Genomic DNA, 18870 nt, shown 5'->3' on the forward strand with positions numbered 1-18870 from the left:
CCCGATAAAAAGCTTATTCTTACTCTATAAAAACAACAAGCCAAATAGTGAGTGAGAATCAGATGAAAAGACACCTTTGGAATCAATTTACAGAGACAGTCAAAAAAGAAGTTGTTCCGGCCCTTGGTTGCACAGAGCCTGTTGCTATTGCACTAGCCGCTTCTATCGCAATGGAGAAACTCTCTGGTCAGCCTCAGAACATCTCGGCGTTTGTTTCTCCTAATCTTATGAAAAATGGCATGGGCGTAGGCGTTCCTGGAACCGGAATGGTTGGTTTATCCATTGCCGCCGCTGTCGGCGCTATTGCAGGAGACCCGAATGCGGGACTCGAAGTGCTTAAAAATATCACTCAAGTTGATGTCGAAAAAGCGAAGGCATTGATTGATGACGGTTGTGTACACGTTGGTGTGGCCGATGTAACAAATGTCCTTTATTCAAAAGTCAGTGTGTTTGATGGAGAAAAAACCGTATCGGTGACCATCGCTGATGGACACACTAACGTGGTATCTATTGAAGAGAACGGGATTGCTATCTATGTTCCAGCATTAAACATCGATCATGAGCAGTGCCATCAAGGCCTTATTAATCCCTTCCAAGATGCCAACGCGAAAGACATCTTTGATTACGCGATCCATGCGCCCCTAAGCGACATTGAATTTATAGAAGCAGCAGGACAACTTAATGATAAGCTTTCTGTAGAAGGACTTGCTAACGATTACGGACTGCAAATTGGAGCAACCTTTCAACGTAACGTTGATAGAGGGTTGTTGTCTGGCGGTTTATTAACCGAGGTGTTAACGCGTACTTCTTCCGCTGCAGACGCGAGAATGGATGGCGCGATGTTACCTGCCATGAGTAACTCAGGTTCAGGGAACCAAGGAATAGCGGCAACCATGCCGGTACTGGTTACGGCTCAGTTTCTCAAAGCAGATAGAGAAGCAAGTATTAGAGCTCTGATGCTGGCTAACCTTATGGCTATCTATATCAAAAGCCACCAAGACAAGCTCTCAGCATTGTGTTCAACAACCACCGCCGGAATGGGTTCTGTCTCGGGCATGACATGGTTGTTAGGCGGCGATTTCAAACAGATTAGCTACGCTATCTCCAACATGATTGGCGATATCTCCGGCATGATTTGCGATGGTGCAAAACCCGGTTGCGCGATGAAGGTTTCTTCTTCTGCTGGTGCAGCGGTAAAAGCGGCTCTAATGGCGATTGATGGTGTTCGAGTCAGCCAAAATGAAGGTATTGTCGCAGACGATGTTGATGACACTATTCGCAATCTGTCCGCACTCGTTAATGGCTCTATGAAACAAACCGACGTGCAGATCTTAGATATTATGGTCAACAAATAGTCATTCTCAATTCGTATCGGTAGATGTGCTCGCCTAACAACGGTGAGCACTTATTCGCAATGGTTAATCATTAACGACGTTTGATTAGAGCGGTAACGCTGTTGTGTACTTTAATGGCTCCATTGCAAAGGTGGACGTCACATTGGATATGCCTTCAACGCTGTTGACCATCTTTTTATAAAATAGGTCGAAACACTTCATATCTTCCACCTGCACTTTCATCATGTAGTCATACTCTCCGGCCATACGATAAAACTCCATCACCTCAGGAAAAGGGGTCACCGTCTCGACAAAATGGCTATACCATTCATGTGAATGATTACTGGTTTTGATAAGAACAAAAGCGGTAAATAAAAGCCCTAGCTTTTCAGGGTTTAGCAGGGCAACTCGCTTGCTGATCACCCCATTGTCTTCCAGTTTCTTCAACCTTTTCCAACAAGGCGTTGTTGTTAGGTTAACCGCTTCGGCTAACGCATTAAGTGATAAGGTGCTATCTACTTGCAACATCGACAATAACTTTCTGTCTGTCTTGTCCAGTTCCATGAAATCCTCATTTTTTAGAAAAAAATTTTACATAAACCTAAAAATATAGAACAATTATAGCTTTTATTATCCTCCTCTACAAAAATTGCTGTACTTTTTGACTTACTTTTTTTCTCATTCACAATTAGACTACTTATCTCTGTTTTATTTACAAAAAGGTTACCCATGAAACCGTTATGTCAATTTGTGCTGACACCACTATTAATCACATTCGTTTCACTTCCTGTGCTGGCGCAGCAGACACCGACGAATAAAGACTATGTCTATTTGGGCATAGGTGATGTGGGTTTTTCTCCTTCATGGGCGGAGAGTAATACCGTATATAAAAACCCTTCATTTACGATTGGAGGAGGGAAATACTATAACGACAACCTCATCTTTGATGGATTTCTCCGTTATTCCGAGAACCAAAACAAAGCAAAAACGATAAAGATGGATGTTATCCAACTTGGGGTATCGGCTATCCTAATCAGCGACAAGTTAGGCGACTCGCCTATCAAGCTCTACGCAAAGACCTCGGCTATTTCAGCTTACCAAGATGCCCGAAGCCTACCAAATGGTGATTACTCGACGTCTGAAGCCGGTGGCGTATTTGATATTGGGGCTGGGTTTGAGTGGGATATTGGTTCTGATTTCTGGGTACGTGGTGAGTATTTATATGGCTATGCAACATCAGGACTAATGGTTGATGCAGACTACGATGGATTCTTGTTGACCATCGGCAAGGGATTATAGTTTCTTCGCATTTTTTAGGTTCCTAGTAAAGCCTACTAGGAACCTATCCAACCGATACTCGGGATAGTGGTCCTATCCGTGGTTCTTGCGACTTGTTGTTTCTAATGAAAGTTCTTTGTTTAATACCTCTTCTACGTGTCCCGGAGATTGCGTTGAAATCGAGATCAATCGATACATCGCCGGAATAACGAACAGAGTGACCAGTGTAGCAAACGCCATACCGAAGAAGATAACAGTACCCACCGCTATTCGGCTTTCATAACCCGCGCCAGTAGAACTTATCAACGGTATCGCACCGGCTAAGGTAGTAAACGCAGTCATAAGTATTGGTCGTAAACGGCGTGCCGAAGCATCGATTATTGCTTTTTCAAATTCGATACCTCGGTCTCGAAGCTGATTGGTGAACTCGACAATAAGAATACCGTTTTTGGTTACCATGCCGATCAACATTATCATGCCTATTTGGCTATAGATATTCAGCCCTTGTTGCATAATAAATAGCCCTAGAAAGCCACCAAACACCCCCATAGGGACGGTAAACATAACGACCAGAGGGTTAATGAAACTTTCAAATTGGGCAGCCAACACCAAGTAGGCAACAAGCAACGCCAGTGCAAAAACAACCAACACACTCGCTTGGTTCTCTTTGTATTCTTTTGACTCACCAGAATAGTCGATAGAGATATCACCCGGTAGTATTTCGATCGCTTTCTCATCTAAGAAATCGAGGGCTTCACCAAGCGTATAACCTTCACTAATATTGGCAGTAACCGTAATCGCCTTCTTCTTATTGTAATGAGACAGACGTATCGCCGATGCGACCTCTTCGATTTTAGTCACTGCATCTAAGGTCACTAGTTCACCTGATGTCGTTCGCATGTAGATCTGACTTAGATCGGTGGCATTATTGAAGTTGTTCTCGTCACCACGTAGGTAAACATCATACTCTTCACCCCTATCCACAAATGTGGTCTCACTTTTACCACCAAGCATTATCTCTAAAGTATCGGAAATATCAGAGACCTTTATGCCAAGTTCAGCCGCTCTAGGTTTATCAACTGTGATAACTAACTCAGGGGTTTTTTCTGAATAGTTGATCTCTGATCCTTCCATTATTGGACTATCTTCAGCGGTATTTTTTAGCAACTCTGCCCACTGTTGAAGTTCAACATAATCAGAACCACCCAATACATATTGAACGGGCTCACTAGAACCACCTCGGAAACCCGGTGTAAAGGGAAATACCCTCGCGTCGGGTATGCCAGTAAGCGCTTTTCGAATCACACCAAGAGCTTCACTTGCTGAAAGACTTCTGTCATTCCAATCTTCTAGGATCATAATAACAAAACCAGTTTGGTCACCTGCGTTACCGCCAAATGCTGGGGTTTGGATACTAAATGATTTTAATAACCCCTCGCCCAGCAACGGTATTAACTTTTCTTCAACCAGATCCATATTGGCAGACATACGGTTATAACTGGTTGCGTCCGCCCCTCGAACAAAGGCAAACAACACACCGCGGTCTTCTTGTGGGGCTAGCTGTTGTGGGATGTTGTCCATCAGGTAATAACTACCGCCAATACAACCCAGTATAATCAGTGGCGCGATGAGCCTGACCCGCATAGCTTTACTCAGCAGGAATTTATAACCGCGTTCCAACTTGGAAAACAGATTTTCGATCACACGGTTAAATGCATTTGGCTTTACATTTGCTTTTAGAATTTTGCTACCCAATACTGGCGTAAGCGTCAAGGCAATCAGAGACGACGAGATCACCGACATCGAAAGCAGAACAGAAAATTCGGTAAATAATAAGCCCACCATGCCATCCATAAAGGAGATGGGTAAAAACACCATCACCAAAACCAAAGTAGTTGCTACAACAGCAAAACCTACCTCTCTTGTACCTTTATAAGCGGCAACCAGAGGGCTCTCACCGTTTTCAATATGATGGAAGATATTCTCCACCACCACTATGGCATCATCCACCACCAGACCTATGGACAAAATCAAAGCCATCAAGGTAATGAGATTAATGGAAAAGCCAAAGAAATAGGCCGAAATAAAGGCGGATATTAACGATACTGGGACGGTTATTGCGGGGATCAAGGTTGCACGTGCTTGCCCGATAAAGATATATAAAACAAGAATAACCAAGCCACCAGTGATAAACAACGTGTTGTAAACTTCTGAGATAGATCTGTCGATAAATACCGTCGAGTCGTAATCTATCGCTAAACGGGTACCTTCGGGTAGAAACTTCTGGATATCATCAACTTCAGCATGAACCAATTGAGCCACCTCCAATGGGTTAGCGTCCGACTGAGGGACGATACCCATACTTACGTTTACGACACCATCACTCTTAAACGTGGAGTTTTCATTTTCGGCACCAATAAAGACATCGGCGACATCTTGAAGGTAGACGGGTGTGCCATCGCTCGCCCGCTTAACCACCAAGTACTCAAAATCACTCGCTTGGTTATAGCTTCTCGCGGTTCTCACCGACATGACAACGGCATCATTTCTTACTTCACCACCGGGACTTTCTAAGTTTTCCTCACGCAGTGCCGCCGTAATGTCGGAGGCGGTAACACCTCGTCCTGCCATGAGAGCTGGTTTCAGCTTCACGTACATCACTTTGTACAGTCCACCAGAGATATCAACAGAACTGACTCCGGTAATCAAACTAAACCGATCAATTAATACCCTTTCTATGTAGTCCGTCAACTGAGTTCTATCCATCTCAGATGAGCTCAAATTGATATAGACAGATGCCTCTCCACTGCCATTATTTTTATACACCAGAGGATCGTCTGCTTCATCTGGCAGCCCACGCTGCGCTCTTGCGACTGCATCTCGTACATCACTAACACCGCTGTTTAAATCATAACCGAGCTCAAAAGTAATTTTGATCCGAGAGGAACCATTACGTGTGGTCGAGGTAATTTCATCGATACCACTAATGCCCGTCAGCTGGTCTTCAATTACCGCGGTGATTTGGCTTTCTATTATAGTGGCAGAAGCACCCTCGTAACGCGTGCTGACTGAAACCACAGGGCTTTCTATATCTGGCATTTCGCGCACGGCGAGTCGGTCAAACGAGACCAAACCAAACACCACAAGCAACAAGCTTAAAACAACAGCAGCAACCGGCCGTTTAACCGATACATCCGATAACCACATTATTCACTTTCCTTGTCGGCTTTTTTATTCGCGGTAGTCTCTGGCTTTTCGCCTTGCTCGCGAACGGTAAGACCATCTCTCATATTAACGATACCTTGCACCACTATCTTTTCACCGATCGCTAGCCCTTTCTCAATAACCACTTGGTTTTCTACACGGGCACCTAAAAATACCTCGGTCTTTGTGGCTTTGTTGTCTCCATCGATCACATACACGTACCGTTTAGTACCTGAGTATTGCAGTGCTTGAACAGGAATAATTGGGGCTTCGATAGCCGGAAAGTGTACTTGGGTCGCCATAAGCATACCGGGTTTAAGTTTGTTTTCAGCATTATCAAACCGAATACGAGCTCTTAGGTTTAGCGTTTCGCTATTGATGCGAGTATCGATTCCAATCACTTCCCCTTCAAACGTCGTTGCGGACCATGCATTGCTACTTGCTTGCACTTGCATGCCGGTGGAGAGCATCGATAAGAACCGTTCTGGGATCTGCAAATCGAGTCTCATACTCGAAAGGTTGTCTAAGGTGAGCAGCTCAGCCCCTGTGTTCACCATTTTCCCCCGACTAAAATCAATAAAGCCCACGGTTCCATCGAAAGGTGCCGTGATATTTAGATCTTTTAGTTGGGCATTGGCAGCATCTAGACGGGCGTTCGCGATATCGACACTGGCTTTCTGAGCGTCAATCTCGGTCTGAGTAATCGCGCCTTTTTTGGCTAATCGTTCAAATTCGGCTAATTTTCGTTTCTCATTTCGTAAATAGGCTTTGGCTTCGGATATTGATGCCTTCGCTTTATCATCATTTAGCTGGACTAAAAGATCGCCCTTTTTGACTTTTTGATTTGCGGATACCTTAATGGCATTGACCTTGCCGGAAACCTCTGGAGAGATGATGACCGACTGTTCTGCTTCTAGCTTACCAACCAAGGTCAAACTTTGAGATATATCGTGAGTCGCGACGGTTTCTGTTACCACCAAAACACTTTGTGCCTTTCGAGCACCACCTGATTTTCCTTGACCCGCAGCATAGCTCGGCGAATTCAGTAATAGAATTGAAGACACGAGTAGAATCGCTAAATTATTTTTATCCATTTTTTTGGCTCTAAAAAGTCGTAGGGTTTAAGTTTACCAACTTCTTACCCTAACGAGCGTAAACTTATGTAAAGAAGAGCAAAGAATCCATTAACACGCAGATATCTATACGTTCAAAGCCGAAAAATGTTCACTTTCTAACTTCATTGTTGAAAAAGGCATCAATCGAACAAAAAACCCAATAAAATACTTTACAGCTTTAGCGATTTTGCTATTATTCAGCTCCTCGCTTAGAGGCACTATTTGACATCGGCTTACTTGGTTTAACCAATAATAAGAAGTGTTAAATATTGGGTTAGAATTGGGACTAACCAAGTGACTAGGAAAATCGAATCTAGTTACTGAACACCCCGGAGGGGTTCCCGAGTGGCCAAAGGGAGCAGACTGTAAATCTGCCGGCTCCGCCTTCGATGGTTCGAATCCGTCCCCCTCCACCATATTTTTAGGTGCATATTGATTATTTGTACCTATCTAGATAAGTCATTAGTTCTATAACTTATCTGTTAGTGTTACTGTTTTTAAGGTTACAGTTGGGAGTAACCGTAGATTTGATAGCAATATCTTAATCTAAAATACCCTGGAGGGGTTCCCGAGTGGCCAAAGGGAGCAGACTGTAAATCTGCCGGCTCCGCCTTCGATGGTTCGAATCCGTCCCCCTCCACCATATTTTAAGTTTGTATAGTTGTCTAGACGAGTTATATAAACGTTTTTTTAAGGTTACGTTTGGGAGTAACCGTAGATTTGATAGCAATATCTTAATCTAAAATACCCTTGGAGGGGTTCCCGAGTGGCCAAAGGGAGCAGACTGTAAATCTGCCGGCTCCGCCTTCGATGGTTCGAATCCGTCCCCCTCCACCATATTTTAAAAGACCAGCTCTCGTAGCTGGTCTTTTTCGTTTACACTCAAAATACTCAAGCGGGTTCGGATAAATACAGCTCATTCTGTTTTTGCTTCTGCATTTCTCAACTTCCGTCACATCCCCCCCATTACATCGATGTATTGAAAGCATAAAAAGCTCAGTAATATTGATTTCCCCTTACTTTGTCATAACTTACATCACACTATCGGATTAGATTTACTAATCATTAAGGATAATTAATATCAACTATTCTTAACAATTTATTACTCTACAAAATGATAAAATTACCACGTATATAAACTAGTTTCTTTTATTAAAATAGGATAATAATATGTGGAATAGACTTAATAAGTCGATGATGTTCTGCCAAATGATGTTTGGCTTATCTTTTTACGGTGTGATGGTCATTTTAACTCGATTCTTCTTAGAAGATTTAGGGTATAGCGAAGCGGATACAATGATGGTTGTTGGCGCCTTTTCTGCTATTGGTCCTCTTTTTGCTATCGTTGGTGGCTTTATCGCCGATAAGTTTCTGGGGGCCTATCGTTCACTTACCATCAGTTATTTTGTCTTTGCTTCTGGTTACTTATTGTTGGTTCTCGGCGCTTCTGCTCAGAACGTACCATTAGCACTTGTCGGTATCGCTTTAGCGAGTTATGCGCGTGGATTAATGTCTCCTTCTTACCCAAGCCTATTTAAACGCACATTCGCCTCGCAAGAAAGTTTTGAAAATGGTTATCCAGTCAACTATTCCATCAATAATGTCGGTGCTTTGATCGGTCAGTACACCTTCCCTATGCTAGTGCTTGCTATTGGTTTCCATGGCAGCTTCTTGGCGTCAGGCATACTCGCTACACTCGCATTCTTCATGTTGGTTTTCTTTAGAAAGCCATTGGTTAATGCCGCTGCGGATATCGATCAACAACCCGTTAGCGCTAAAAACTGGGTAGCGTTCGCAAGCACATCAATTGCCATGATAGGGCTGGTATTTTTCATGTTCTCTAACATGGATATTGGCCAGAATATCGTTTATGCCATCGGTGCGGCGGCTATTTTGTACTTCATCTCGTTGATGTTTAAAGCAGGCCGATCTGATGCACTAAAAATGGGAACTATCCTCATCATCACGGCCTTAACGACCGCTTTTTTCGTTTATTATGGTCAGATGATGACATCCATGACGATGGTAACCATCAACACAATGCGCGGTGATCTGTTTGGCATTATCCCTATCGCCCCAGAAGCCTCAATGGCGATGAACCCATTATGGTGTATGGTTGCTGGACCTGTTATCGCATATACTTTTTCTAGTTTAGAAAAACGTGGTATCGCTTTGTCTACGGCAACGAAGATCGCCATTGCCTTCATCTTGACCGCAATAGCGTTTGGTATTTTAGCGGCCGCAGTATTAAGTATTGGCGCCGATGTTATTATTCGTCCTGAAATTTTCTTAGCGATCCACTTCTTCCAAGCATTTGCCGAGGTGATTGTAGGCAGTCTAGTCGTTGCTTTCATCCTATCAGTGGCTCCAAAGCATATTGAAAACTTTTCGGTGAGTTTGTTTTCAGTTGCTATCGCACTCAGTGGCATTGTTGGTGCTGTGTTCTCTACGTCTATTGCGTTAGAAAAGGGCCAAGTGATCACTCAAGAAATTGTTAAAGACGTCTACGGTAGCTACTTTAGTACGTTGACGGTTCTTGCTGTCGTTATGGTGGCTGTGGCTCTTATTGCCTCTTATATCATCCGTAAGATGCTAAACAGCGCGAAGGAACAAGACGCCCAAGATTTAAAGCTTTCTGAAGCGAAATAATCATTATTTCATAGGAACTGATTATTACATTCTGGAATACTTGAAGGTCCAACAGTAGGGAAGTAATGGATCCGGTATCAATGGGCAGGGAGGCCCATTGACAAGTACATCAGGATATATCGACCACCCTTCGAAAAGGCATCCCGCAAACGAATAGATACAAAAAAAACGCAGCTCGTAAAGACACTGCGCTTGAGCCTGTCACAGGCTAAATAAAAATCAACCCGTTAGTCGACATGGAGGCATGACACAGCGTGCTTGTCTGTCCCTTTAAGCTCTGGTTTCTGTTTCGCACATGCCTCTGTTGCAATTGGGCAACGCGTGCGGAATACACAGCCTGACGGAGGGTTAATAGGCGACGGTAGATCCCCTTCTAGCATCTGAATCACTTTTGTACGTTCAATCTGAGGATCAGGGATAGGAACAGCGGACATCAATGCTTTGGTATACGGGTGCTTAGGTGTTGCAAACAATTCTTTCGCTTCAGCCAACTCCACTTCATTACCTAGGTACATCACCAAAACACGATCCGATATGTGTTTCACTACCGATAAATCGTGCGCGATAAAGACCAAACTCAAGCCAAGCTCATCTTGCAGCTCTTTGAGTAGATTCACCACCTGCGCTTGAATTGAAACATCAAGAGCCGATACGGGTTCATCACAGATAATCATCTTAGGGTTAAGGATAAGCGCACGGGCGATACCGATACGCTGACACTGACCGCCTGAGAACTCGTGAGGATAACGGTTTACCAAGTTCGGAAGTAAACCTACCTTGTCCATCATCTGTTTAACACGAAGCTTAACTTCTTTTTTGGTCAACTTAGGATAAAACGTCTGCAGTGGCTCTGCGATAATATCACCGATATTCATTCGAGGATTCAGTGACGCTAATGGATCCTGAAAAATCATCTGAATGTCTTTACGTGTTTCACGACGCTGAACTTCTTGCATCTTGGTTAGGTCTTGCCCTAACCAAATAACTTCACCTTCAGTCGCTTGAACCAAACCGACGATAGCGCGGGCAAATGTCGACTTACCACACCCTGATTCACCGACTACACCGAGTGTCTCACCTTCATATAGACGAACGTTAACGCCATCAACGGCTTTAAGGTTGGCAGGTTTTGACCACGGCCACGCCGACTTTGAAGCGATGCTAAAGTGAACTTTCAGGTTTTTTACATCTAAAAGTAGCTTTTTTTCTGTATTCATTTGATCACTCATTTGGTCCACGTCTCCCATTCAGAAAAACAAGCTCGCTGACGATCGTCGCCAAATGGCATCAATATTGGTGCTTCTTTCATACAACGATCTGTCACTCGGTGACAACGTTCTTGATAAGGGCAACCCGTCGGTAAACGAAGCAAGTTAGGTGGGTTCCCCGGGATCGTTGGTAGAATCTCGCCAACACTATCCAAGCGAGGGATCGCTTTTAATAACCCTTCCGTATATGGATGGCTAGGGTTGTAGAAAATTTCATCTACAGAGCCATACTCCATCGTACGACCTGCATACATAACCAATACTTTTTCACACGAACCCGCGACGACGCCTAAATCATGAGTAATCATAATTATTGCCGTATTGAACTCTTTTTTAAGTTCATTAAGTAGATCCATAATTTGCGCTTGTACGGTGACATCGAGCGCCGTTGTCGGCTCATCGGCAATCAGCAATTTAGGGCGACAAAGTAGTGCCATCGCTATCATCACACGTTGACGCATACCACCAGAAAATTCATGCGGATACATGGTTATACGCTTACGAGCTTCAGGGATTTTCACCGCTTCAAGCATACGTACAGATTCTTCAAATGCTTCTGCTTTACCCATGCCTTTGTGTAGCATCAATACTTCCATTAGCTGGTTGCTAACTTTCATATAAGGATTAAGCGAAGTCATTGGATCTTGGAAGATCATCGCAATCTGCTCGGCACGGACTTTGTTAAGTTCGACTTCAGGTAGATTAAGAATTTCTCTGCCTTCGAACTTAGCGCTACCTTTAATGATACCGTTTTTAGCAAGTAGCCCCATAATGGCGAATACGGTTTGAGATTTACCCGAACCAGACTCTCCCACAATACCCAGTGTCTCACCTTGTTCTAGCGAGAAGTTTAAATCGTTAACTGCGGTTACGTCACCATCTTGAGTGGTAAATTCAACACGCAGGTCTTTGACATCTAATAAACTCATTTTTCTTTCCAGTATATTTAAGCCAAGGGCTTATCTGTCTTTAGGATCCAACGCGTCACGAAGACCGTCACCAACATAGTTAAAGCAGAACAGTGTTACCACCATACATGCTGCAGGAAAAATTAGCTGCCAAATAGCCACTTCCATCGTTTGTGAGCCTTCTTGTAGCAACGCTCCCCAACTCGTCATTGGTTCCTGAACACCAAGTCCTAGGAAAGACAAAAATGATTCTGTTAAGATCATGCTTGGGATAAGCAGCGTTGAATATACCGCGACAATACCAAGTACGTTCGGAATAATATGGCGAGTAATAATCTTCCAGTTACTCACACCACTCACATGCGCCGCTTCAATAAACTCTTTGCTACGCAAGCTAAGGGTTTGACCACGTACAATACGCGCCATGTCTAGCCATGCAATCGCACCAATAGCGACAAATATTAATACAATATTTCGGCCAAAGAAGGTCACAAGAACAATCACAAGGAACATAAATGGAACCGCGTATAATATTTCCAGAATACGCATCATGACACGGTCAGTTCTTCCGCCAATATAGCCTGAAGTGGCGCCATAAAGAGTACCAATTAACACGGCAACCAACGCACCTAACACACCGACCATCAATGAGATACGTCCACCAATAAGTGTACGAACATAAAGGTCGCGTCCTAAACTGTCGGTACCAAAGATATGGTCCGCAGATGGAGCAGCATGCAGCGAATACCAATCCGTATCGTCATAGGTAAACTCGGCAATCATTGGCAAAAAAATGACCGCCAGAATCATAACTGTTAGTATTGCAAGGCTCACCATTGCGGCTTTATTACGCATAAAGCGAATTCGAGCATCTTGCCATAAGCTGCGACCTTCAATCTCTAAATTCTCAGAGAACTTTTCAATCGCATCAAGGTTTTCTTTTTTCGTTAACATAATATCTGTACCCAATTAATAACGAATTTTTGGATCAATAGCCGCTAATAAAATATCAACAACGGTGTTGAATAGAATGAAGAGGAAACCAATCAAAATGGTGACTCCCATTACTAGCGAATAATCTCGATTAAATGCTGCGTTAACGAATAACTTACCAATACCTGGCAGGCCAAATATCGTTTCGATAACAACTGAACCGGTGATAATACCGACGAAAGCAGGCCCCATATAAGAAACAACAGGGAGCATTGCTGGCTTAAGCGCGTGCTTTAAGACGATATAAGGATAACTCAGACCCTTAGCTCGTGCAGTACGGATAAAGTTACTGTTCAATGTCTCTATCATGCTACCACGGGTAATACGGGCAAATGTCGCCACATACAACAAAGACATACCAATCACTGGTAAGAACATATATTGAAAGGAGCCATCTAACCAACCACCGGCGGGGAACCAGCCTAAGTTAATGGAGAACAGATAGATTAATGCGGGTGCCAACACGAAGGATGGCATCACCACCCCGAGCATAGCGGTGGACATAATGATGTAATCGACCCAAGTATTTTGCCGCAGTGCAGCTAAGGTACCCACCCCCACCCCCATAAAGAGAGTAAAGATAAAGGCAGCAAAACCGACTTTGGCTGATACAGGTAATGCACCGGCTACCAGTTCATTAACTGTAAAGTCTTTGTACTTGAATGACGGACCAAAATCACCCTGTAGAACGTTTGTTAGGTACGTGGTGTACTGTTCAAACACAGGTTTATCTAGACCATATTTCGCATTAATGTTAGCCATTACCTCTGGGGGCAATGGACGCTCTGATGAAAACGGGTTTCCGGGAGCAAAGCGCATAAGGAAAAAAGAAATTGTTATCAATACCAGCATCGTTGGTATCGCTTCTAATACTCTTTTCGCGATGAATTTAAACATAAACTCACTCTTTTCAGTCTGTGACAGTGTATATCTTGATAAACAAAAAGACGCTGCATGTGAACTTCACATGCAGTGCCCATAATTATTATTATTATTTAGTAAAACTTACTCTTTAATGTATAGATCTTTTGAGTAAATCTTGTCTTCTGCGTTGTTAACTGGGAAGCCACCAACGTTAGGGTTTACTAGGCGAGCCTTAACATACTGGTAGATAGGAGCAATTGGCATATCTTTCGCCAGTAATACTTCTGCTTCAGCATAAAGTGCATTACGCTCTTCAGCGTTTGTGGAATACAGTGCTTTCTTCATAGTTTCATCATAAGCAGCGCTGTTGTATTTAGGGTCATTCGAGCTGTTGTTACTTTGCATTAACGAAAGGAAAGAAGAAGCTTCGTTATAATCGCCACACCAACCTGCGCGAGTCACGTCAAAGTCACCTTGGCGACGCGTGTCCAAATATGTTTTCCACTCTTGGTTTTCTAGCTGAACATCAACACCTAAAGACTTCTTCCACATAGATTGAATTGCAGCTGCAATTTTCTTGTGATTTTCTGACGTGTTATACAGAAGTGTAAACTTAAGTGGGTTTTCTTTGTTGAAACCCGCTTCTTCTAGAAGACTCATTGCTTCTTTAACACGCTCAGCTTGGGTTAACTTGCCGTAAGCTGGAACCTCAGGATTAAATCCTGCAACGATTTCTGGCGTTAAGAAATAAGCAGGTTGTTGACCTTGCCCTAATAGGAACTTAGTTATTACGTCACGATCGATAGCAAAAGAAAGCGCTTTACGTACACGAACATCATCAAATGGTGCTCTTTTATTATTGAAGCCGTAGTAGTAAGAACACAAGTTACCTTGGATAGATACCGATTCAGCATGATCTTTCTGTAGTCGCTTGAAGTGCTCATTAGGCAATTCGTTCGTGAAGTTAATTTCATCAGAAAGGAATCGATTCATTTCTGCAACTTGGTTTTCGATAGGAAGGAACGTTACTTTTGTTAGAACGGTATTCGCGTTATCCCAGTAGTTCTTATTTGGAACCAATTCGATACGTTCGTTCACTACCCAGTTGTCCATCACAAATGCACCGTTGCCAACAAAGTTCTCAGGCTTGGTCCATTTGTCACCAAATTTTTCTACGGTAGCCTTATGCACTGGCTTAACCGTTGTGTGCCCCATCATCATTACGAAATATGGAACCGCTGTAGTCAATTTAATTTCTAGTGTATTAGCATCAATTGCCTTCACACCTAGTGTATCTTTATCTGCAGTACCAGCGATGATTTCCGCAGCGTTGACCATATTGGTCATCTCTAGATACCAAGAATATGGCGAAGCCGTTGCCGGATCAACAGCACGCTTGAAGCTATATACGAAATCTTCTGCTGTTACTGGGTCGCCATTAGACCACTTCGCATCTTTGCGTAAGTGGAAAACAAATGTTTGGTTATCTGTTGTGTCCCAAGACTCAGCCACACCAGGAATGGTATTACCGTCTGAATCTTGGTTTACAAGACCTTCTAACAAATCACGAATAACGTGAGATTCTGGCACACCTTCAGTTTTATGTGGGTCGATAGACGCCACTTCTGTACCGTTACCACGCACTAATTCTTGCACCTTAGCAAGTTTAGTACCTGCAGGAATATCTGCTGCAAGAGTTGAAAAAGAGGTAGCAGCAACGGTTAAGCTTGCGCCCAGTAAAAGGGTTTGTGTAATTTTATTTTTGAACATGCATTTAACTCCAAATTTTTTTATTAGCATCCATGACGTCTTTTTTATAGGTGTCCGAACGATAGACCATTCAGAACGTTTCTAACAAAAACGCTCTAAAACCCAAAAAGATTGCTGAACACACTACCAATCATTCGTTCAATTTTCCATAAAACGGCCTAACTAGCGCTTTATTATTTCGACTGGGTCAATGTTTTAGATTGTTTGCCTAAAAAGCACTCTATCAAAAAGGATTCACCATAAATGGGTGGAAAATCAGAGTTTAGTTAATATAAATTCACTTTACCCATAACAAACCACAACCTAAATCTTAATTAACATGAGTTTACACTCTATAAGGTTAAGGAACATGACTTATTATTCATTATCTATCTCTAGTATTGAGGGGGGTAGTAACAATATTGGTGAATATCTGAACACAATGTCAATTCAACGCATTGGAACGAAAGTTTTACACCTTTATTCATAAGTGTAAAAACCTAGGGTGTAAAAAAGCCAAGCAATATAGCTTGGCTAGTCATCGTCATTGGGTTGTAGGTTATCTAATCATTTTTCAGTCCAGCGAGAAGCGGCTTTATGATCCGACGCCCGAGAGTCAATCCAACGACATGCTTCTGTTGTCCTTTCTTTTTTCCAAAATGGCGCTTTGGTTTTAAGAAAGTCCATTACAAACTCGCATGCTTCAAAAGATGCACCACGATGAGCGCTTGTTACCCCAACAAAGACAATTTGATCACCAATATCGAGATCACCAATCCGATGAATCACACGCACTTTTTGTAGCGGCCAACGGTCTAGTGCTTGCTGACAAATATCAGAAAGTGCTTTTTCAGTCATGCCAGGGTAATGCTCGAGCGTAAGCCCCGTTACATTACTGCCTAAATTCATGTCTCTCACTTTGCCGGAGAACATGGCGACAGCACCGGCAGATGACCCTTGTGCTAACAAATCGTATTCTTCTGCCACAGAGAAGTCTTCACGCATTACAGAAACCGAATACGTCATATTACCCACCTGTGACTGGTGGAAAGAAGGCCACTTCATCGCCATCTTTTATCATGCTATCAAGCGGAGAGATTGTCTGATTGATAGCAACGAGTAGTTTCCCTGAAGCTAAAGCTAGAGACCACTTATCGCCTTTTTCGCATAAATAATCACGCAGCTCTTCAGCGGTTGCATAGTTAGGCTCAATATCGAGTCCATCAAGGTCTAGCAGCTCTCTAGTTTGAGCAAAAAAAAGTACTTTGATCATTTTTCCGCCTTAAAGTGACCAGATTTTCCACCCCTTTTTTCGAGTAGTCTAACCTGACTAATCACCATATCTTTTTGTATGGCCTTGCACATGTCATAGATAGTCAACGCCGCAACCGATGCTGCTGTTAGCGCTTCCATTTCTACACCAGTTTTACCCGAGAGTTTACAGAGAGATTCAATTCGAACGACACTATCTTCTTCAATAGCTTCTAGCTGAACTTCTACCTTAGTAAGCAGTAAAGGGTGGCAAAGTGGAATCAAATCCCATGTTCTTTTGGCAGCTTGTATTCCAGCAATTCGAGCTGTGGCGAACACATCACCTTTATGGTGACTACCAGAAACAATCAAGTTTAATGTTTCTGGTGCCATATGAACAAAAGCTTCAGCTCTTGCTTCTCTTACTGTTTCTGCTTTAGCAGATACGTCAACCATGTTGGCTTCGCCAGAGGCGTTAATATGAGTAAACTGTTCCATACAAGACTACACCGACAAGTGAGGCATAAAGTTACAAGGGCGATGACTCGCATCTAACTGTTGCTTGATAATCTTTGTCCACGCCGTTCTACATGCGCCAGTTGAACCTGGCGTTGCGAATACAACCGTATGATTTGCAAAACCTGCAATAGCACGTGATTGAATGGTTGAGGTACCAATCTCTTCGTAAGAAACCTGACGAAATAGTTCACCAAACCCTTCAACTTGCTTGTCAAATAGTGGCACAAGAGCTTCTGGTGTACTGTCTCTTGAAGTAAATCCCGTACCGCCAGTAATCATGATGACTTGAATTCCTTCATCTGCTATCCATTGTGAAACTATCGCACGGATTTTATATTTGTCATCGATGACAATTTTTTTATCCGCTAGATGATGTCCAGCTTCTTTAAGTTGATTGACAAAGTACTGCCCAGACGTGTCATTTTCTTCTGTGCGAGTATCAGAAACGGTTAATACTGCAATATTTGCTGGCTTAAATTCACTTACAGCGTGTCCCATAATTTCACCTATATTTAATTTTTTTAGCCGCCAATGGAGGCGAGATGTGGCGTCATTCCAGTATTACCATCTTGTAGAAAGTGGCTGACTGATTTGGTTTGGAGTTGAGCTTGAATGCGGTCGATTAATGCATCCGCTTGCGTATCTTCTTGAAGAAGGTCTCTAAGCTCAACACCTTGCTCACCAAACAAGCAAAGATGTAATTTGCCCATCGCGGAAACTCTTAATCGGTTACAACTCTCACAAAAATGTTTTTCATAAGGCATAATCAAGCCTATTTCACCTTTGTAATCAGGGTGAATATATACTTTTGCAGGCCCATCATTCGCTTCTGCTACCTTTGGAATCCAACCTTCTGCGATGAGTTTATTCTGGATGCTCACACCTGATTTATGGTATTTGTCGAAGAATGAATCCATCTCTCCGGTTTGCATCAGCTCAATAAATCTTAGCTGTATAGGTCGATCTTTAATCCAATTGAGAAAAGCGGGTAATTCACCGCTATTAAGGTCTTTCATTAAGACAACGTTGACTTTGACCTGCTCGTATCCGACCTCGAAAGCTCTGTCTATACCGGACATCACGTTGGAAAATTTATTTTCTCCCGTGATTTGGTAAAACATTCGGGGGTCTAAGCTATCCAGACTCACGTTAATGTGGGTTAGTCCTGCCTCGCGCCAGTCGGCGACCTGAGATTCCATTCGATAACCGTTTGTTGTCATTGCCACCTTACTAATTCCATCGGTGGTGGCAATGGTTTGTACGATATCATTGAAATCTTTACGTAAAGTCGGCTCACCACCGGTTATGCGCACCTTAGAGGTACCACAACTAGCGAACGCACTAACGATACGTTTCACTTCCGGTATGGATAAAAAAGACGAGTTTTTACGCCCCGAAGGCTTATAGCCATCCGGAAGACAGTATGTGCATTTGAAGTTACAGACATCTGTAACAGAGAGACGCAAGTAATAAAACTTGCGTTTAAATTTATCTTCGAATTGTATCGCCACGGAACACCTTTCCAAATACGGGAGGCTTACTCATTTCTAAGCAAACCCTTGTAACATTGTGTCACTGGCCTCTAACGCATATAGAATTTCAACATTTGTCAAAAATCAAACTTAGCGGTAAAGGCTCGGAGTTATGGCTGCTAATCACTGAAATCAGATTAACTGCTATTCGATAAAATACTTAATTACGGGTTATAATTCCATAGGCAATCGTGAAAAATCCATCA

16 protein-coding genes, 3 tRNA genes and 1 riboswitch are annotated in these 18870 nt (G+C 42.9%); of the genes, 6 read left to right on the forward strand and 13 right to left on the reverse strand.

The genetic code is table 11. From position 1 onward, the window contains the following. Window positions 1-62 precede the first annotated feature (62 nt). Window positions 63-1355: an L-serine ammonia-lyase, iron-sulfur-dependent, subunit alpha gene (locus L3V77_RS11420; protein ID WP_275134278.1), complete on the forward strand. Its 1293-nt coding sequence runs from the start codon at window positions 63-65 to the stop codon at window positions 1353-1355. An 84-nt stretch (window positions 1356-1439) separates the two neighbouring features. Here the strand turns inward: L3V77_RS11420 and L3V77_RS11425 are convergent, their stop codons facing one another. Continuing rightward, complete coding sequence (locus L3V77_RS11425) at window positions 1440-1898, reverse strand: Lrp/AsnC family transcriptional regulator (RefSeq protein WP_195703804.1); 459 nt, start codon at window positions 1896-1898, stop codon at window positions 1440-1442. Window positions 1899-2063: 165 nt separating this feature from the next. On the opposite strand from L3V77_RS11425, the gene L3V77_RS11430 reads away from it, so the two are divergent. Continuing rightward, the gene (locus L3V77_RS11430) at window positions 2064-2633 is read left to right on the forward strand and encodes an outer membrane beta-barrel protein (protein WP_275134279.1); all 570 of its coding nucleotides are present in this window, start codon (window positions 2064-2066) and stop codon (window positions 2631-2633) included. 72 nt (window positions 2634-2705) lie between these two features. On the opposite strand, the gene vexH is transcribed toward L3V77_RS11430, so the two are convergent. Further along, the gene (vexH, locus tag L3V77_RS11435) at window positions 2706-5819 is read right to left on the reverse strand and encodes a vibriobactin export RND transporter permease subunit VexH (protein ID WP_275134280.1); all 3114 of its coding nucleotides are present in this window, start codon (window positions 5817-5819) and stop codon (window positions 2706-2708) included. Continuing rightward, the gene (locus L3V77_RS11440; protein ID WP_275134281.1) at window positions 5819-6910 is read right to left on the reverse strand and encodes an efflux RND transporter periplasmic adaptor subunit; all 1092 of its coding nucleotides are present in this window, start codon (window positions 6908-6910) and stop codon (window positions 5819-5821) included. The genes vexH and L3V77_RS11440 overlap by 1 nt, the downstream gene beginning before the upstream one ends. 352 nt (window positions 6911-7262) lie before the next feature. Here L3V77_RS11440 and L3V77_RS11445 point away from each other — a divergent pair. From L3V77_RS11445 to L3V77_RS11460, 4 genes are all read left to right on the forward strand, one after another. After that, window positions 7263-7347, forward strand: a tRNA-Tyr gene (locus L3V77_RS11445). A gap of 142 nt (window positions 7348-7489) precedes the next feature. Then, a tRNA-Tyr gene (locus tag L3V77_RS11450) sits at window positions 7490-7574 on the forward strand. A gap of 109 nt (window positions 7575-7683) precedes the next feature. Continuing rightward, window positions 7684-7768: transfer RNA gene (locus L3V77_RS11455), tRNA-Tyr, on the forward strand. 333 nt (window positions 7769-8101) lie between these two features. Beyond that, window positions 8102-9580, forward strand: a complete 1479-nt coding sequence (locus tag L3V77_RS11460; protein WP_275134282.1) for an oligopeptide:H+ symporter — start codon at window positions 8102-8104, stop codon at window positions 9578-9580. Window positions 9581-9807: 227 nt separating this feature from the next. Here the strand turns inward: L3V77_RS11460 and oppF are convergent, their stop codons facing one another. The 10 genes from oppF to moaA form a co-directional block, all read right to left on the reverse strand. Continuing rightward, window positions 9808-10797 carry a murein tripeptide/oligopeptide ABC transporter ATP binding protein OppF gene (oppF, locus tag L3V77_RS11465; RefSeq protein WP_275134283.1) on the reverse strand — a complete coding sequence of 330 codons (990 nt, stop codon included), beginning with the start codon at window positions 10795-10797 and terminating at the stop codon, window positions 9808-9810. A gap of 8 nt (window positions 10798-10805) precedes the next feature. Further along, entirely contained in the window at window positions 10806-11777 is a 972-nt protein-coding gene (locus L3V77_RS11470; protein WP_275134284.1) for an ABC transporter ATP-binding protein, read from the reverse strand. Window positions 11778-11807: 30 nt separating this feature from the next. Continuing rightward, window positions 11808-12710: an oligopeptide ABC transporter permease OppC gene (oppC, locus tag L3V77_RS11475; RefSeq protein WP_275134285.1), complete on the reverse strand. Its 903-nt coding sequence runs from the start codon at window positions 12708-12710 to the stop codon at window positions 11808-11810. Window positions 12711-12725: 15 nt separating this feature from the next. Further along, window positions 12726-13646, reverse strand: coding sequence for an oligopeptide ABC transporter permease OppB (gene oppB / locus L3V77_RS11480; RefSeq protein ID WP_275134286.1), 921 nt, complete (start codon window positions 13644-13646; stop codon window positions 12726-12728). 108 nt (window positions 13647-13754) lie between these two features. Further along, entirely contained in the window at window positions 13755-15383 is a 1629-nt protein-coding gene (locus tag L3V77_RS11485; protein WP_275134287.1) for an ABC transporter substrate-binding protein, read from the reverse strand. A gap of 546 nt (window positions 15384-15929) precedes the next feature. Beyond that, complete coding sequence (gene moaE, locus L3V77_RS11490) at window positions 15930-16388, reverse strand: molybdopterin synthase catalytic subunit MoaE (protein WP_275134288.1); 459 nt, start codon at window positions 16386-16388, stop codon at window positions 15930-15932. Window position 16389: 1 nt separating this feature from the next. Continuing rightward, on the reverse strand, window positions 16390-16635 hold the full coding sequence (gene moaD, locus L3V77_RS11495) for a molybdopterin synthase sulfur carrier subunit (RefSeq protein ID WP_275134289.1): 246 nt from the start codon (window positions 16633-16635) through the stop codon (window positions 16390-16392). Further along, window positions 16632-17111: a cyclic pyranopterin monophosphate synthase MoaC gene (moaC, locus tag L3V77_RS11500; protein WP_275134290.1), complete on the reverse strand. Its 480-nt coding sequence runs from the start codon at window positions 17109-17111 to the stop codon at window positions 16632-16634. The genes moaD and moaC overlap by 4 nt, the downstream gene beginning before the upstream one ends. A gap of 6 nt (window positions 17112-17117) precedes the next feature. Next, a complete protein-coding gene (gene moaB, locus L3V77_RS11505; protein ID WP_275134291.1) occupies window positions 17118-17630 on the reverse strand; it encodes a molybdenum cofactor biosynthesis protein B in 513 nt (170 codons plus the stop codon). Between the two features lie 23 nt (window positions 17631-17653). Next, window positions 17654-18643, reverse strand: a complete 990-nt coding sequence (gene moaA, locus L3V77_RS11510) for a GTP 3',8-cyclase MoaA (RefSeq protein WP_275134292.1) — start codon at window positions 18641-18643, stop codon at window positions 17654-17656. Next, a riboswitch (molybdenum cofactor riboswitch) is annotated at window positions 18632-18786 on the reverse strand. (Overlaps the previous gene by 12 nt.) Between the last annotated feature and the right edge of the window lie 84 nt (window positions 18787-18870).

The sequence above is a fragment of the Vibrio sp. DW001 genome (assembly GCF_029016285.1).
In the GTDB taxonomy this organism is placed as follows: domain Bacteria; phylum Pseudomonadota; class Gammaproteobacteria; order Enterobacterales; family Vibrionaceae; genus Vibrio.

Coding starts and splice junctions, on each gene's coding strand:
- L3V77_RS11420 (WP_275134278.1), top strand. CDS start 63: ATGAAAAGACACCTTTGGAATCAATTTACAGAGACAGTCAAAAAAGAA.
- L3V77_RS11425 (WP_195703804.1), bottom strand. CDS start 1,898: ATGGAACTGGACAAGACAGACAGAAAGTTATTGTCGATGTTGCAAGTA.
- L3V77_RS11430 (WP_275134279.1), top strand. CDS start 2,064: ATGAAACCGTTATGTCAATTTGTGCTGACACCACTATTAATCACATTC.
- vexH (WP_275134280.1), bottom strand. CDS start 5,819: ATGTGGTTATCGGATGTATCGGTTAAACGGCCGGTTGCTGCTGTTGTT.
- L3V77_RS11440 (WP_275134281.1), bottom strand. CDS start 6,910: ATGGATAAAAATAATTTAGCGATTCTACTCGTGTCTTCAATTCTATTA.
- L3V77_RS11460 (WP_275134282.1), top strand. CDS start 8,102: ATGTGGAATAGACTTAATAAGTCGATGATGTTCTGCCAAATGATGTTT.
- oppF (WP_275134283.1), bottom strand. CDS start 10,797: ATGAATACAGAAAAAAAGCTACTTTTAGATGTAAAAAACCTGAAAGTT.
- L3V77_RS11470 (WP_275134284.1), bottom strand. CDS start 11,777: ATGAGTTTATTAGATGTCAAAGACCTGCGTGTTGAATTTACCACTCAA.
- oppC (WP_275134285.1), bottom strand. CDS start 12,710: ATGTTAACGAAAAAAGAAAACCTTGATGCGATTGAAAAGTTCTCTGAG.
- oppB (WP_275134286.1), bottom strand. CDS start 13,646: ATGTTTAAATTCATCGCGAAAAGAGTATTAGAAGCGATACCAACGATG.
- L3V77_RS11485 (WP_275134287.1), bottom strand. CDS start 15,383: ATGTTCAAAAATAAAATTACACAAACCCTTTTACTGGGCGCAAGCTTA.
- moaE (WP_275134288.1), bottom strand. CDS start 16,388: ATGACGTATTCGGTTTCTGTAATGCGTGAAGACTTCTCTGTGGCAGAA.
- moaD (WP_275134289.1), bottom strand. CDS start 16,635: ATGATCAAAGTACTTTTTTTTGCTCAAACTAGAGAGCTGCTAGACCTT.
- moaC (WP_275134290.1), bottom strand. CDS start 17,111: ATGGAACAGTTTACTCATATTAACGCCTCTGGCGAAGCCAACATGGTT.
- moaB (WP_275134291.1), bottom strand. CDS start 17,630: ATGGGACACGCTGTAAGTGAATTTAAGCCAGCAAATATTGCAGTATTA.